At 59.9% G+C, this 15,209-nt stretch carries 11 protein-coding genes; 6 read left to right on the forward strand and 5 right to left on the reverse strand.

The window, feature by feature from the left end:
• The first annotated feature begins 124 nt into the window (after window positions 1-124).
• The 3 genes from lon to AACV02_RS11930 all read left to right on the forward strand — a co-directional run bounded on the left by lon (window position 125) and on the right by AACV02_RS11930 (window position 5,049).
• Window positions 125-2,521, forward strand: coding sequence for an endopeptidase La (gene lon / locus AACV02_RS11920; protein WP_119739770.1), 2,397 nt, complete (start codon window positions 125-127; stop codon window positions 2,519-2,521).
• A 148-nt stretch (window positions 2,522-2,669) separates the two neighbouring features.
• Window positions 2,670-2,942, forward strand: coding sequence for an HU family DNA-binding protein (locus AACV02_RS11925; protein ID WP_003174819.1), 273 nt, complete (start codon window positions 2,670-2,672; stop codon window positions 2,940-2,942).
• 232 nt (window positions 2,943-3,174) lie between these two features.
• A complete protein-coding gene (locus tag AACV02_RS11930; RefSeq protein WP_106578844.1) occupies window positions 3,175-5,049 on the forward strand; it encodes a SurA N-terminal domain-containing protein in 1,875 nt (624 codons plus the stop codon).
• Between the two features lie 51 nt (window positions 5,050-5,100).
• Here AACV02_RS11930 and AACV02_RS11935 read toward each other — a convergent pair whose 3' ends face one another.
• Window positions 5,101-6,276, reverse strand: a complete 1,176-nt coding sequence (locus AACV02_RS11935) for an MFS transporter (RefSeq protein WP_119739772.1) — start codon at window positions 6,274-6,276, stop codon at window positions 5,101-5,103.
• A 117-nt stretch (window positions 6,277-6,393) separates the two neighbouring features.
• Between AACV02_RS11935 and AACV02_RS11940 the strand changes: the two genes are divergently transcribed.
• A complete protein-coding gene (locus tag AACV02_RS11940; protein ID WP_119739774.1) occupies window positions 6,394-7,293 on the forward strand; it encodes a LysR substrate-binding domain-containing protein in 900 nt (299 codons plus the stop codon).
• A gap of 89 nt (window positions 7,294-7,382) precedes the next feature.
• The gene (locus AACV02_RS11945) at window positions 7,383-8,189 is read left to right on the forward strand and encodes a DUF2242 domain-containing protein (RefSeq protein WP_106578841.1); all 807 of its coding nucleotides are present in this window, start codon (window positions 7,383-7,385) and stop codon (window positions 8,187-8,189) included.
• 1 nt (window position 8,190) lies between these two features.
• Here the strand turns inward: AACV02_RS11945 and aceE are convergent, their stop codons facing one another.
• Window positions 8,191-10,851: a pyruvate dehydrogenase (acetyl-transferring), homodimeric type gene (gene aceE, locus AACV02_RS11950; protein WP_119739776.1), complete on the reverse strand. Its 2,661-nt coding sequence runs from the start codon at window positions 10,849-10,851 to the stop codon at window positions 8,191-8,193.
• A 145-nt stretch (window positions 10,852-10,996) separates the two neighbouring features.
• Between aceE and AACV02_RS11955 the strand changes: the two genes are divergently transcribed.
• On the forward strand, window positions 10,997-11,467 hold the full coding sequence (locus AACV02_RS11955; RefSeq protein WP_119739778.1) for a MarR family winged helix-turn-helix transcriptional regulator: 471 nt from the start codon (window positions 10,997-10,999) through the stop codon (window positions 11,465-11,467).
• 126 nt (window positions 11,468-11,593) lie between these two features.
• Here the strand turns inward: AACV02_RS11955 and AACV02_RS11960 are convergent, their stop codons facing one another.
• From AACV02_RS11960 to AACV02_RS11970, 3 genes are all read right to left on the reverse strand, one after another.
• On the reverse strand, window positions 11,594-12,595 hold the full coding sequence (locus AACV02_RS11960; RefSeq protein WP_119739780.1) for a transketolase-like TK C-terminal-containing protein: 1,002 nt from the start codon (window positions 12,593-12,595) through the stop codon (window positions 11,594-11,596).
• A gap of 326 nt (window positions 12,596-12,921) precedes the next feature.
• Window positions 12,922-13,956 (reverse strand): AraC family transcriptional regulator, encoded by a 1,035-nt coding sequence (locus tag AACV02_RS11965; protein ID WP_119739782.1) that lies wholly within the window; start codon window positions 13,954-13,956, stop codon window positions 12,922-12,924.
• Window positions 13,957-13,960: 4 nt separating this feature from the next.
• Window positions 13,961-15,091, reverse strand: coding sequence for a carbon-nitrogen hydrolase family protein (locus AACV02_RS11970; protein WP_119739785.1), 1,131 nt, complete (start codon window positions 15,089-15,091; stop codon window positions 13,961-13,963).
• Window positions 15,092-15,209: the final 118 nt, after the last annotated feature.

Raw genomic sequence — 15,209 nt, forward strand, 5'->3', positions numbered from 1 at the left:
TGCAGCAGTTTTTTTAATTCGCGTTTATTCATGCGTTTAACTGCTGGCATTGAGCTTGTTTTTTTTGCATGCAGCCCCCATCTTGTTTTCAAGCTTACTTTTCAACTGTCATAGAGGCGAAATCATGAAGACAACCATCGAATTGCCTCTCCTGCCGTTGCGTGATGTCGTCGTCTATCCGCACATGGTTATCCCGCTGTTCGTGGGGCGCGAGAAGTCTATCGAAGCCCTCGAGGCCGCGATGACGGGCGACAAGCAGATCCTGCTGTTGGCCCAGAAAAATCCTGCTGATGATGATCCAGGCGAAGACGCCCTGTATCGCGTCGGTACCGTTGCTACTGTCCTGCAATTGCTCAAGCTGCCCGATGGCACCGTCAAGGTGCTGGTGGAAGGTGAGCAACGTGGTGCGGTCGAGCGTTTCATGGAGGTAGATGGCCACCTGCGCGCCGAAGTGGCGCTGATCGACGAAGTCGAAGCCCCTGAGCGCGAATCTGAAGTGTTTGTGCGCAGCCTGCTCTCGCAGTTCGAGCAGTATGTGCAGTTGGGCAAAAAAGTCCCGGCTGAAGTCCTGTCCTCTCTCAACAGCATTGATGAGCCAAGCCGCCTGGTCGACACCATGGCCGCGCACATGGCGCTGAAAATCGAGCAGAAGCAAGACATCCTCGAAATCATCGACTTGCCGGCCCGTGTTGAACACGTACTGGCTTTGCTGGATGGCGAGATCGACCTGCTGCAGGTTGAGAAACGCATTCGCGGTCGCGTGAAAAAACAGATGGAGCGCAGCCAGCGCGAGTACTACCTGAATGAGCAGATGAAGGCCATTCAGAAAGAACTCGGCGACAGCGAGGACGGCCACAATGAAATCGAAGAGCTGAAAAAGCGCATCGATGCTGCCGGCCTGCCAAAGGACGCGCTGACCAAGGCCACCGCTGAGCTGAACAAGCTCAAGCAAATGTCGCCAATGTCCGCCGAAGCCACCGTGGTGCGTTCCTACATCGACTGGCTGGTGCAGGTGCCGTGGAAGGCTCAGACCAAAGTGCGCCTGGACTTGGCGCGCGCTGAAGACATCCTCGATGCCGACCACTACGGCCTCGAAGAAGTCAAAGAACGCATCCTCGAATACCTTGCCGTGCAAAAGCGCGTGAAGAAAATTCGTGGTCCGGTGTTGTGCCTTGTTGGGCCTCCTGGGGTCGGTAAAACGTCTCTGGCTGAGTCCATCGCCAACGCCACTAACCGCAAATTCGTGCGCATGGCCCTCGGTGGTGTGCGTGATGAAGCGGAAATTCGTGGCCATCGCCGTACTTACATCGGTTCGATGCCAGGAAGATTGATTCAAAAGATGACAAAGGTGGGCGTGCGCAACCCGCTGTTCCTGCTTGATGAAATCGACAAAATGGGCAGCGACATGCGCGGCGATCCAGCCTCTGCATTGCTCGAAGTGCTTGACCCCGAGCAGAACCATAATTTCAACGACCATTACCTGGAAGTCGACTACGACCTGTCCGACGTAATGTTCCTGTGCACCTCCAACTCCATGAATATTCCGCCAGCGCTGCTGGACCGGATGGAGGTGATTCGTCTGCCGGGTTACACCGAAGACGAGAAGATCAACATCGCCGTCAAATACCTCGCGCCTAAACAGATTTCAGCCAACGGCTTGAAAAAAGGCGAGATCGAGTTTGAGGTCGAAGCGATTCGCGACATCGTGCGTTATTACACGCGAGAGGCGGGTGTACGGGGCCTTGAGCGCCAGATTGCGAAGATTTGCCGCAAGGCGGTCAAAGAACACGCGCTGGAAAAACGCTTCTCTGTGAAGGTTGTCGCCGACTCCCTTGAACACTTCCTGGGTGTGAAGAAATTCCGTTATGGTTTGGCCGAGCAGCAAGACCAGGTAGGGCAGGTGACGGGCCTGGCGTGGACGCAGGTGGGCGGCGAATTGCTGACCATCGAAGCCGCCGTGATCCCGGGCAAAGGCCAGTTGATCAAGACCGGTTCGCTGGGTGATGTGATGGTCGAATCCATCACTGCCGCGCAGACCGTGGTGCGCAGCCGCGCCAAGAGCCTGGGGATTCCCCTGGACTTCCACGAGAAGCACGACACCCATATCCATATGCCGGAAGGGGCGACGCCCAAAGACGGTCCCAGCGCTGGCGTAGGCATGTGCACGGCACTGGTATCGGCACTGACCGGCATCCCTGTGCGAGCCGATGTGGCAATGACAGGGGAAATCACCCTGCGTGGCCAGGTATTGGCCATTGGCGGTCTTAAAGAGAAATTGCTCGCTGCACACCGGGGGGGTATCAAGACGGTGATCATTCCTGAAGAGAATGTTCGCGACTTGAAGGAAATTCCGGACAACATCAAGCAGGATCTTCAGATTAAACCGGTTAAATGGATTGACGAGGTCCTGCAAATTGCGCTGCAATACGCGCCGGAGCCCTTGCCAGATGTGGCTCCGGAGATAGTCTCGAAGGATGAAAAACGCGAGTCTGATTCCAAGGAAAGAATTAGCACGCATTAATGCGATTAAGCCGGGTGGCTTCCTTGACAGCTTTTTAGAGCCCTTGTTATAAAGCGGCTCTTAAGTGTCTGTAGGCCATTCAGCACTGGTTTTTGCTTTCACCAAAAAACTTAGAATCATACTCAATAGATATATAAGGGGACTTAGAGTGAACAAGTCGGAACTGATTGATGCTATCGCCGCATCCGCTGATATCCCGAAAGCTGCTGCTGGCCGTGCGCTGGACGCAGTAATCGAATCCGTCACTGGCGCTCTGAAGGCCGGCGACTCTGTAGTACTGGTAGGCTTCGGTACTTTCTCTGTGACCGACCGCCCAGCTCGCACTGGCCGTAACCCACAGACTGGCAAAGCACTGCAAATCGCTGCTGCCAAGAAACCAGGTTTCAAAGCCGGTAAAGCCCTGAAAGAAGCCGTTAACTAAGCTTCGCTCAAGCCTTACCTACCCGGGTCAGACGCAGGTCTGGCCTGGCAGCGGAGCGGCAGCTGACCCACGTATCCATCGGGTCGCCAGGGCCTGGGGTGTGCTTTCAAACCCCCGTCCGCTCCGCCAGTTACGAGAAGGCGCATCCTCGGATGCGCCTTTCTTCTATCCGGACTCTACCCACGCTCCACGGTTGCCTAATTTTTGAAGATCAACCGTTTCTGGGGGACGCATGCTGCAAAATATCAGGGACAATTCACAAGGCTGGATTGCCAAGACCATTATCGGGATCATCGTCGCATTGATGGCGTTCACCGGTATCGAGGCCATTTTCCAGGCTTCGACCAACAACAAACAGGACGTGGCCAAGGTCAACGGTGAAGAGATCACCCAAACCGAATTGAGCCAGGCCGTCGACATGCAACGTCGCCAGCTGATGCAACAGCTGGGCAAGGATTTCGATGCTTCCCTGCTGGACGAAAAACTGCTGCGCGATGCAGCCCTCAAGGGTCTGATCGATCGCAAACTGCTGCTGCAAGGTGCTGCCGACTCCAAGTTCGGCTTCTCTGAAGCGGCGCTTGACCAAGTGATCCTGCAGACGCCGGAATTCCAGGTGGACGGCCAGTTCAACGCTGAACGCTTTGACCAGGTGATCCGTCAACTGGGCTACAGCCGTATGCAATTCCGTCAGATGCTGACCCAGGAAATGCTGATCGGCCAGGTTCGCGCAGGTCTCGCCGGCAGCGGCTTTGTCACCGACGCTGAAGTGCTGGCATTCGCCCGTCTGGAAAAACAGACCCGCGATTTCGCCACCGTCAACATCAAGGCCGACCCTGCGGCGGTGAAGCTCACCGACGATGAGGTCAAGGCTTACTACGACCAGCACGCCAAAGAGTTCATGACCCCCGATCAGGTGGTTATCGACTATCTGGAGTTGAAGAAGTCTTCGTTCTTCGATCAGGTCACGGTCAAGGACGATGAGCTGCAGGCTGCCTATCAGAAAGAAACCGCCAACCTCGCTGAACAGCGTCGTGCCGCGCACATTTTGATTGAAGTCAACGACAAGACCACCGACGCGCAAGCCAAGGCCAAGATCGAGGAAATCCAGGCACGCCTGGCCAAGGGTGAGAAGTTCGACGCCCTGGCCAAGGAGTTCTCCCAAGACCCAGGTTCGGCCACCAATGGCGGTGACCTCGGCTTCGCGGGCCCTGGCGTCTACGATCCTGACTTCGAAACTGCCCTGTATGCCTTGAACAAGGACCAGGTGTCAGCGCCGGTACGTACCACCTTCGGTTGGCACCTGATCAAGCTGTTGGGCGTTGAAGCACCGCAAGTGCCATCGTTCGCCAGCCTGAAAGACAAGCTGACGCGCGAGCTCAAGACTCAGCAGGTTGAGCAACGTTTTGTCGAGGCCACCAAGCAATTGGAAGATGCGGCATTCGAAGCCTCCGACCTGGCTCAGCCGGCGTCTGACCTGAAGCTGACCGTGCACACCTCGGCGCCGTTTGGCCGTGAAGGTGGCGAAGGTGTTGCCGCCAACCGCGCGGTGGTCACAGCTGCATTCAGCCCGGAAGTGCTGGATGAGGGTGCCAACAGCACCGCCATTGAGCTGGACCCGGAAACCATCATTGTGCTGCGGGCCAAAGAGCATCTGAAGCCTACGCAATTGCCACTGGAAAGCGTCTCTGCCGCTATCCGTGCGCAGATGACCAAGGAGCGCGCCAGCGCGGCTGCCAAGGCTCATGCTGACGAGTTGATCGCCAGCCTGCGTGATGGCAAAACTGCGCTGAACCAGCCGATCGACGGCCAGGCCTGGAAAGTCACTGAAGCGGCTACCCGTAGCCAGGAAGCGATCGACCCGGCCGTGCTGCAAGCCTTGTTCCGCATGCCCAAGCCTGCGAGCAAGGACAAGCCGACCTTCACTACCGTGACCCTGGCGGACGGTAGTCTGGTGATCGTGCGCTTGAACGGCGTCAACGAAGCCGCTGCGCCTACGGACGAAGAAAAGGCGCAATACCGCCGCTTCCTCGCTTCCCGTATCGGTCAGCAAGACTTTGCTGCCTACCGCAAGCAGTTGGAAAGCAAGGCTGACATCAAGAAATTCTGATGTCGGTTTGCAGTACAAAGCCCCCGCTCTGAAAGGACCGGGGGCTTTTTATTACCTGCTCTTCAGACTGGCGATCAAAGCCAATAACATCAGCAGCACAACCGCCCACGCAAAGGCACCGACGCCCCAGCCTTGAAGTAATACACCACCGACCAACCCGCCGCCGGCAATGCCAAGGTTCCACACCGTGACCAGCATCGACTGCGCTGCATCCGCCGATGCACCGGCCGCCTTGGCCAGTGCGGTTTGCAGCAACGCTGGCAGGCCGCCGAACGCCAGACCCCATAACGCCACGGCGGCGTAGACAACCCGTGGCGACTCGATCCAGAACGCCAGCGCCAGGGCGATCAAGCCAAACAGCGCACAGCTGGCCACGAGCAACACCCGCAACCATCGATCAATCAGTGCGCCCGCCAGCCAGATGCTCAGTAGCGCGGCGAGGCCAAATACCAGCAGCACACGATCAATCTCGGCGGCAATTCCGGCGGGGCCCAGCAGTGGCGCCACGTAGGTATAGAGAATGTTGTGGGCCAGCACGTAGGTAAAGGTCACCCACAGCACCGGACGAATGCCTGGCAAGTTCAGGACCTGGCGCAGCCCCAGCCGTTTTCCCACAGGTTCGCCTGCAAAATCCGGCAGCTGCCAGCGCGCCCAAATCAGCAGCAACAGCGTGAGCCCGGTCATGATTGCGAAACTCAGGCGCCAGCCGACGGTGGTGCCCAGGAATGTGCCCGCCGGCACACCGAGAGACAAAGCCAAGGGCGCGCCGAGCATCGCCACGGCAATCGCCCGCCCTTGCAGGTTTGGCGCAACCATGCGGCTGGCATATCCCGCCAGCAGCGCCCAGAGCAGACCGGCGAAGACCCCGGCGAAGAAACGTGCCACCAGAGTCACCCCGTAATGGCTGGAAAACGCTGTCACGCTGTTGACCAAAGCAAAGCCGCCGATCGCAATCAGCAGTAACGGCCGTCGTCGCCAGCCTCGGGTCAGCAGCGTGAGAGGAATGGCTGCGAGCAATGAGCCGAGGGCATACAGGGTGACCAGCTGGCCCACCAGGGCTGGCGAGACGCCCAGGCCGTCGCTCATCTGCGGCAGGAGCCCGGCGGGCATTGCCTCGGTGAGGATGGTGATAAAACCGGCCGAAGCCAACGCCAGCAAGCCACCCAGCGGCAGAGCCTGACGTGGGTTGGCAGAGGCGGAATCGGTTAATGCAGCGCTGTTGCTCATCGCACGCTATCCATGAAGAAAGACAAGGAAGCAGGGTAGGGGGCTGTGAGCTGCGGAAAAACAGGCTAAGGTTCCGAACTTATCGGACACCCACGTCCGCAATTGATAGGTAGCCCATTGGACAGCCTGAGCAGTCTTTCGGTATTCGTGCAGGTCGCGGAAACCCGCAGCTTCACCGCCGCTGGCCGTGTGCTTGGCGTGTCTTCCTCGGCGGTGGGCAAAAGCATCGCACGCACCGAGGAGCGCCTGGGTGTGCGCCTGTTTCACCGCAATACGCGCAGCATCACCTTGACCAGCGAGGGGGCGTTGTTTCTCGAGCGTTCGCGACGGATTCTCGCCGAAGTCGAGGCTGCGGAGCAGGAACTGACCGAGGCCACTCTCACGCCGCGCGGCAAGTTGCGGATCAGCGTGCCGCAGGTGCGTGGGCTGTTGATGCCGGTGCTCAGCGATTTCATGCGTGCATACCCGGACATCGAACTGGATGTGGATTTTTCCGACCGCATGGTGGATGTGATTGAAGAAGGCTTCGACGCGGTGATTCGTACAGGCAGGCCGGAAGATTCGCGCTTGATGGCGCGTCATCTGGGGCACTACCGTTTGGTGCTGGTGGGGACGCCAGGCTATTTCGAGCAACATGGCACCCCGCAGCAGCCCCGGGACTTGACCGGCCACGCGTGCCTGCGCCACAAATTCTGCGCCACCGGCAAGCTGGAACCATGGCCATTGCGTCCTGTGCCAGGCGCCGCAGAACCCGTTTTGCGCACACCGTTGGTCAGCACCACCATTGAATCGCTCAACCATGTGGTGCATGAAGGCTTGGGCATCGCTTGCCTGCCGGACTACATGGTCAGGGACGCGGTGCAGCAAGGGCATTTGCAGCGGGTGCTGGATGACTTTCTCGAGCACCGCGGCAGCTTCTGGATGTTATGGCCAGCAAGTCGCCATGCCTCAGCCAAACTGCGCGTGTTCATTGACCATATGGGCGCCGGGCTTTTTCCTGCGGGCACCGTCCTGTAGGCCTGTGACGTTTTACCGACAGGAATGCGCGCGCCAGGACCCCGTTCTGTTGCACAATACCGCCCGGACTGTTTTCCTCAGGATTTTCGATGTCGACATCATTTCACTTGCGTAGCCTCGGGTTGGCGCTGGTGCTGGCGGGCGCCGCGGGCTGCTCGTCACCCAAGACCGCTATTTATGAACATGAGAATTTCGACGACTCCGGTACGTTCTCCCGTGATTACCCGGTCAGCGACGTGGCGGCCTGCGAAGCGGCGCGGCGTGCCCTGCTGAGCCAGGGTTACATCATCACCAGCAGCGATCCGAAGCTGGTCGTGGGTAACAAGAGCTTTCAGCAGACCGGCGAGACACACCTGCAGATCAGCTTCAACGTGGTGTGTGCCGATGACGGCAAAGGCAATAACCACTCGACGATGTTTGCCAACGCCTTGCAGGATCGCTATGCGCTGAAGAAGGTCAACAACTCCGCAAGCCTCGGTGTGGGTGTGCTGGGCTCGGTGTCGATGCCGATCGGCTCCACCGATGACTCGATGGTCAAGGTGGCGAGCGAGACGGTCTCGGCGCCCAAGTTCTACGACCGTTATTTCGCGCTGGTGGATGTATTCCTGCCGCAGGAAGTGAAGAAGGCCGAGCATATCCCCGAGAAGCCCAAGGCTGACCTCGGTGTGCCGGAACCCAAGGCGGCGCCGGTAGCCGAGAAGGTCGAGGCACCGAAGGAAGAACCGGCAGCGCCGGCTGCTTCGCAAACGGTGACGCCGCCCGCCGAGACGGCACCGATTGCACCCAAGGAAGAGCCGGCCCCGACCCCGGCAAGCGAGCCGGCCCCGGCGCCGACCAATCCGAGCCTGCCGGCGCCGACAGAGGCGATTCCGCCGCTGCCCACGCCCGCGCAGTAACTCAGACCGTTACGGGATCCGCCTTGTCGACGTCGATCTCGTAGCGACTGATGGCCTGAGTGATGTTGTCCCGGCCGATCACGCCGTCATCGGCCAGTGCCTTCAAGGCCGCCAGCACGATAAAGTGCCGGTCCACTTCGAAAAACTCACGCAAGGTTTCGCGGGTATCCGATTGCCCGAACCCATCGGTGCCCAGCGCTACAAAGCGACGGCCGTGGACGAAGGGGCGAACCTGATCGGCGAATAACTTCATGTAGTCCGTGGCCACCAGCACCGGCCCGGGTTGCCCGGCGAGGCATTCCTCAACGTAACTCGCGCGTGGCTCGCTTTGCGGGTGCAGCAGGTTCCAGCGTTGCGCCGCGTGCCCGTCACGGCGCAGCTCGGTCAGGCTGGTGACGCTCCACACGTCGCTGTGCACGGCGAAGTCCTTTTCGAGCAAGTCGGCCGCGGCGATCACTTCGCGCAAAATCGAGCCACTGCCCATCAATTGCACCTGCGCTTGCGGGTGGCTGCTGAGTCGATACATGCCCTTGAGAATCCCGTGCTCCACGCCATCGGGCATGGCCGGGTGTGGGTAGTTCTCGTTGAGCAGGGTGATGTAGTAGTAGATGTCCTCTTGCTCGACGTACATGCGCCGCATGCCTTCGCGAATGATCACCGCCAGCTCGTAGGCAAACGTCGGGTCATACGATACGCAGCACGGGATCACTGACGACAGAATATGGCTGTGGCCGTCGTCATGCTGCAGGCCTTCGCCCATCAGCGTGGTACGCCCCGCCGTGGCCCCCAGCAGGAACCCGCGCGCCCGCGCATCGCCCGCCGCCCAGGCCAGGTCGCCGACGCGCTGGAAGCCGAACATCGAATAGAAAATGTAGAACGGCACGGTCATCAGGCCGTGGTTGCTGTAGGACGTACTGGCCGCGATCCACGAGGAAATAGCGCCGGATTCGTTCAGGCCTTCCTGCATGATCTGTCCGTCCTTGCTTTCCTTGTAGTAGCTCAGTTGCCCGGCATCCTGTGGGGTGTAAAGCTGACCCACCGCTGAATGGATGCCGATCTGACGGAACAGGCTTTCCATGCCGAAGGTGCGCGATTCATCCGGCACGATTGGCACGATAAGCTTGCCCAGGTGCGGGTCTTTGAGCAGCGTGCCAAGGATGCGCACAAAGGCCATGGTGGTGGAAATGGCGCGCTCGCCCGTGTCTTTGAGTTGGGACGCAAATGCGCTCAGTTCGGGGATTTGCAATGACTCGATGGCGCTGTGGCGCGCGGGCACATAGCCGCCCAGGGCTTGGCGGCGCGCGGCGAAGTAGCGGGCTTCTTCGCTGTCGGCAGCGGGCTTGAGGTAGGGGATATCGTCGAGCTGGTCATCCGCCACTTCCAGCCCGAAGCGGTCGCGGAAGGCTTTTACCGCCTCGGCGCCCATTTTCTTCAACTGGTGGTTGATGTTCTGGCCTTCGCCGGCTTCACCCATGCCGAAGCCCTTGACGGTTTTGGCCAGGATCACCGTCGGTTGGCCCTGGTGGCGCACGGCAGCCGCGTAGGCGTTGTAGACCTTGTCCGGGTCATGGCCACCCCGTGAGAGTTTCCAGATTTCGTCGTCGGACATGTCTGCAACCAGTGCCAGCAACTCCGGGTATTTACCGAAGAAATGCTCGCGTACATAGGCGCCGTTCTGCGATTTGTAATTCTGATAATCGCCGTCCACGCATTCCATCATGCGCTGGCGCAGCAGGCCGCTCTGATCCTTTTCCAGCAGCGCGTCCCAGCCACCGCCCCAGATCACTTTGATCACATTCCAACCGGCGGCGCGGTACAGGCTTTCGAATTCCTGAATCACTTTGGCATTGCCGCGCACCGGGCCGTCCAGGCGTTGCAGGTTGCAGTTGACCACGAAGATCAGGTTGTCGAGTTTCTCGCGACCGGCGAGGGAGATGGCGGCGAGGGACTCCGGCTGGTCCATTTCGCCATCACCGAGGAAGGCCCAGACCTTGCGGCCCTGGTGTTGCTTGAGGTTGCGAAATTCCAGGTAACGCATGAATCGCGCCTGGTAGGCCGCCGTGATCGGCCCCAGCCCCATGGAGACGGTAGGGAATTGCCAGAAGTCCGGCATCAAGCGCGGGTGCGGGTAGGACGATAAACCTTTGCCACCGGCCTCACGGCGGAAGTTGTCCAACTGTGCTTCGCTGATGCGCCCCTCCAGATACGCGCGGCCATAGATGCCAGGAGAGGAGTGGCCCTGGATGTACACCAGGTCGCCGTCGAACGTGTCGGTGCGCCCACGGAAAAAGTGGTCAAAGCCTACGTCGTACAGCACAGCAGCTGACGCATAAGTCGCGATATGCCCACCCACACCGGAATGTTTGCCTGCACGCAAGACCATGGCCATGGCGTTCCAGCGGATAAACGCATTGGTGCGACGCTCGATAGCCAGGTTGCCGGGGTAGGGCAACTGGCGGTCGGCGGGAATGGTGTTGACGTAGGGTGTGGTCACCCGCCCGTAGAAGTCACCATGGCGCGCTACGTCGAAATCCAGCAACTGATCTATCAGGTAATGGGCGCGCGGGCGGCCTTCGGTGGACAGCACCGATTCGATGGACTCCAGCCACTCGCGGGTTTCCTGTGGATCGTCGTCCAGTCTTACAGCGTTATTGGGGGTCATGTGAAGCTCCAGGGTAGGCGGATTTGAAGCAGCGAGCTCCTTGTGGGAGTAGCGCCAATGTAGTTGCAATTGCAACGACATACCTGAATCTAGCGCGGGATGAGCTACTATTGCAACCTTCTTGAAATTCCCCGGATGGTGTTGCATGTCGTCGAATGAGCCTGATGTATGGTTCCGTTTTGTCAGGGCCCACAGGACGGTCATCCGTGAAATCGAGCGTCGGCTGGCTGAGGCGGACCTGCCGCCGTACGCCTGGTATGACGCGCTGTGGGGCCTGGAAAGCGGCCCCGAGGGCACTCGCCGTATGCACGAACTGGCCGATGTGCTGGCGATCGAGCGCTATAACCTGACGCGCCTGGTGGACCGTCTGGAAAAGGACGGCCTGGTGGTGCGTTCACGTTCAGACGGCGACGGCCGAGCGGCGTTTGCCTCGATCACCGACGCGGGTCGGGTGCTGCGCAAAAAAATGTGGACGATCTACGAAAGCACCGTCGACGAGTTGTTCCTGTCGCAAATCGAGCCCGAGCAGCGCCAATTGTTTGCCGATGCCCTGGAGCGTACGGCGGGGTTGGCGGTGGAGGCGGGTGTGCACACCCGCAACCGACGCAAGATCTGAGATACGGTGCAGATCCAATGTGGGAGCGGGCGTGCTCGCCAAAGCGGTGTGTCAGAACCCTGCCGGTTAACTGAACCACGGCATTGGCGAGCAAGCCCGCTCCCACATGTTTATCGCGTTTCTCATTCATTCAAGTGGATACCGTTTCATCGCTATTTCCACCTGGTGTGCGTCAATACACCCTTCATCCGCCAACGCCCTCAACGCACACACCACGATCCAAAAACGACTCGGCGCACACGCCTGCACTGAGCCTGCGCCCAGCGCCACAAAACGCGCGTCAACATACGGCCCCAGCTGGTCGACAATCGGCTGCGGATAACCGGTGACGGCGATTACCGGCGTGGTATCCCCGGCCAGGCAATCACGCAAATGGCAGCTCTGCCGGGGCGCGATGGGGTGCAGCCGATTCCAGCGCGCAGCGGCCGCAGCCTCGCGGGCCAGTCGCGTGTAGCTGGGGCAACTCCACAGCTGCGCCGTGATGCTCCAGTCCTGTTCAAGCAACTGAGCCGCATGAGCGACTTCCACCAGTGCCCGACCTGCACCAAGCAATCGCACCTCCCCTTGGCGACGTTGGATCGGGTACATGCCCCGGAGCGCATCTTCACGGTCTTGCGCATCCAACGTCACGGCGGTCTCTTGATCATGCAGCGCCAGGTAATAAAACCCGGGCTGGCCGTCGACGTACAACGTGCGCAACCCGGCCAGTACTATCGCGCGGGCTTCCTCACCCGAGGCCGGATCATACGGTGTGCAACGCGGCTGGTTTGCCAGCCACAGCGGTAGCGAGGGTTGCGCGCCTTTGGGCCAGGGCGAAGGTTGGTTCTCGATGTCGTTGCACAGGATGCCGCGCTGCGCGGTCTCATCCGACAACGCACACAGCTGCGCCGACGACGCCGCGCTGTGCAGGTACAGCAGTGGTTTTTCGCCGGTATTACGCGCGAACCAGGTAGGCCAGCTCCCCACGCGTCGGCTGCGTGACTGGCCGCGAATTACCCAGGCTTGCTGGCTGAATTCCAGGGTATTGGCCATGGTCATCACCGTGTACAACGGCGAACTTCGCGATGGTTCGGCGCCGTTCAGTGCGTCAATACACAGCTGCGCGGCGTTAGCGGTAGAGGCGGGCATGGGTTGAAGCTCCAGGCAACAGAGGTTCGTACCCTAATGGAAATGTAGTTGCACATGCAATGATTGCAATCGCACGTCAAACGTTAAATTCTAAATCAACCCAGCGCTGCTACGTTTAATCAGGATGTGCAGGAACGTCATGGCGCAGACATTTTTTCGTCATCACGGCACTTTAGGCTGGCTGTGCGGGTCATTTATTGGCAGCCGCTTTAACCTCACAAGGAGTCCACCATGGACGATTACCAAGAAGAACTGCTGGAGTACCATGCGTTTGAATTGGATCCGCTGGATCCGGTCGATGACGCCACCGAGCTGTAATACCGACTTCAGGCGGAATGCCGCTGACTGCGGCGAAATTCCCCTGGGGTCTGGTTGTTCCACCGCCTGAACGCCCTTTGAAAGGCTTGGGCTGAGGCAAAACCGAGCAAGTAGGCGATTTCGCCGAACGCCAACTCCGTATCACGAATGTAGGTCATGGCCAGATCGCGACGGGTGTCGTTGAGAATCGCGCGAAACTGCGTGCCTTCTTCGGCCAGTTTGCGGCGCAGGGTCCAGGTGGGCAGCTTCAAGCGTGCCGCCACTTCCTCCAGGTCGGGTTCCCGGCCGCCATTGAGCATCGGCCCCAGCAAACGGGTAATGCGCTCGCGCAGGCTGCGGGTGCGCGTCAACTGCTCCAACTCTGCTTCACACAACTTCAACAACAGCTGCCAGGTACTCGGGCAATGCTGCGGGTTGCGCATCGCCAGGGTTTGCTGGCTCAGGCGCAATTGATTGGCGTCGGCGCCAAAATGCACCGGGCCGTCACCCAGCACTGCGTACTGGTCACAATACGGGGGCGCGTCAAATTCGATGTCGATGCGCTGCGCCTGCACCGGTTGTTGGGCCAAACTGGACAATTGCTGCAGCCAGCCGGCGATGATCGAATCCACCACAAAGCGGTTGTAGGCGTTGTAGGGGCTGATGGAATAGAACCGCAGCCACGCCCCTTCGGCATCTTCGTGAAAACTCGACTGCCCGCGATAGTTGGAGCCGTACAGCGCCTCGAACCGGGTCAATGTGCGCGCCGCTTCACGCACGTTGGGCGCTTGCGCGGCGGTGACCCCTGCAAGGCCCGCCTGGCTCAAGCGGCTGAGCTGGCCCATGCGCAAGCCCAGGCCCGGGTCACCGGTCAGTTGGATGGCCGCATGGCCCAGGCGCATGTAACGCGGGATCGACAGGCGCGCACCGGCTTCGGCGAGGCGCGCTGCGTCCAGGCTGTATTGCAGCAGCAGCGGTTGCGGGTCCAGGCCGTGGCTTTGAATGGCGTCCGCCAGGGTGTGCACGAAGCCCACTGACAGATCCCCGAGGCGCACCGGCTTCAAGGCGTTACAACCAGATATTCAGCAGGCGTGCGCCACGGGCGCCGCTGTCGGCGTTGACTCGCCCGTTGCTGCTGAGAAAGCTGTGCCCGGCAGTGCCCAGATCCCAGAACTGCCCACGCAGGAACACGCTCATGCCGGCGCTTGCCTGGCTGATCGGTTGTTGGCTGATCAGGGTCAGACGGTGCCAGGCTTCGCCTTCGCTGAGTTCCTCGGGCTTAAGGCTGATTTCGGGTGGCGTCGACACGCTTTTAAACCCGCGCCATGGGCGATCCCATGTCTCGCGGCCGGTCACAAACGCCGGCACGGCGACCAACTGCGCGCCTTGCTCGTTGAGTTTGCGGTAGTTGTCCGGGTACCAACTGTCGCTGCCGATCAGGATGCCCAGGCGCCCGGCCGGGGTATCGACCACGTTGACGATATTTTCGTCGCCCGGTTGGATAAAACCGCGCTCATCGTAGATCGGATAGAACTGGCGCTGTGGCTGGCCCACTGGCAAACCGTCGGCACCGAACACCAGGCTGGCGTTATACAGCGGGCCATGACCGACATGCAGTTGGCCTTGTTCGACACTCGGGTTGGGCAGGGTGATGGAGCCGGCCACCAGCGTGACGCCAAACTCTTTGGCCAGGCCGCCGAACAACAGCTGGTAGTCGCGCGCCATCGCGGAGGCTTTCATACGCAGGTAGGCGTCATCCATGCGGTTGTCGCCGGTGGCGCTGATCCATGCGCGCGCAAACTGCAGAGGGTTGCTGGCCGACAGCCAGTTCATCGCGTCCTTTAAATGGACCGCCTGGTATAACTCGTTTTTTTCGCCGCTGAGCATCAACCAGGTGCCGATATGTTCGGGCAGGACCACGATGGTCTTTTGATTGATCAGCCCCTGATCACGGGCCTTTTGCAGGTACGCCGCGAGCTTCAGGTGCAGGCGTTCCAGGCTCTGGTAATCGGCGGGAAACAACTCCGGCTGAATGCCGAGCAAGTTGCCACGATCGGCAGGCTCGCCTTCATTGACGGCCAGGGAAATGCGCAGGTCCGACAGGTAGTGCGCCACAGGGCGCTCCTGGGTCCAGACCAGATACGCGGTGACGGCGGCAACCAGGGCCATGACGAGGGTGAACGCTAGAAGTTTACGCATGGGGCAACAGACAACAGACCGTGTGCAGGGTTCGCCGACTAGGGTAGGGCCCAGGCACCTGCTTGCCAAGGGGCGCTGTGCATTTGGATCAATAAGTTGTCAGTTTCAGTCATTGAGC

This window comes from Pseudomonas sp. Larv2_ips, from assembly GCF_963879675.1.
GTDB lineage: Bacteria > Pseudomonadota > Gammaproteobacteria > Pseudomonadales > Pseudomonadaceae > Aquipseudomonas.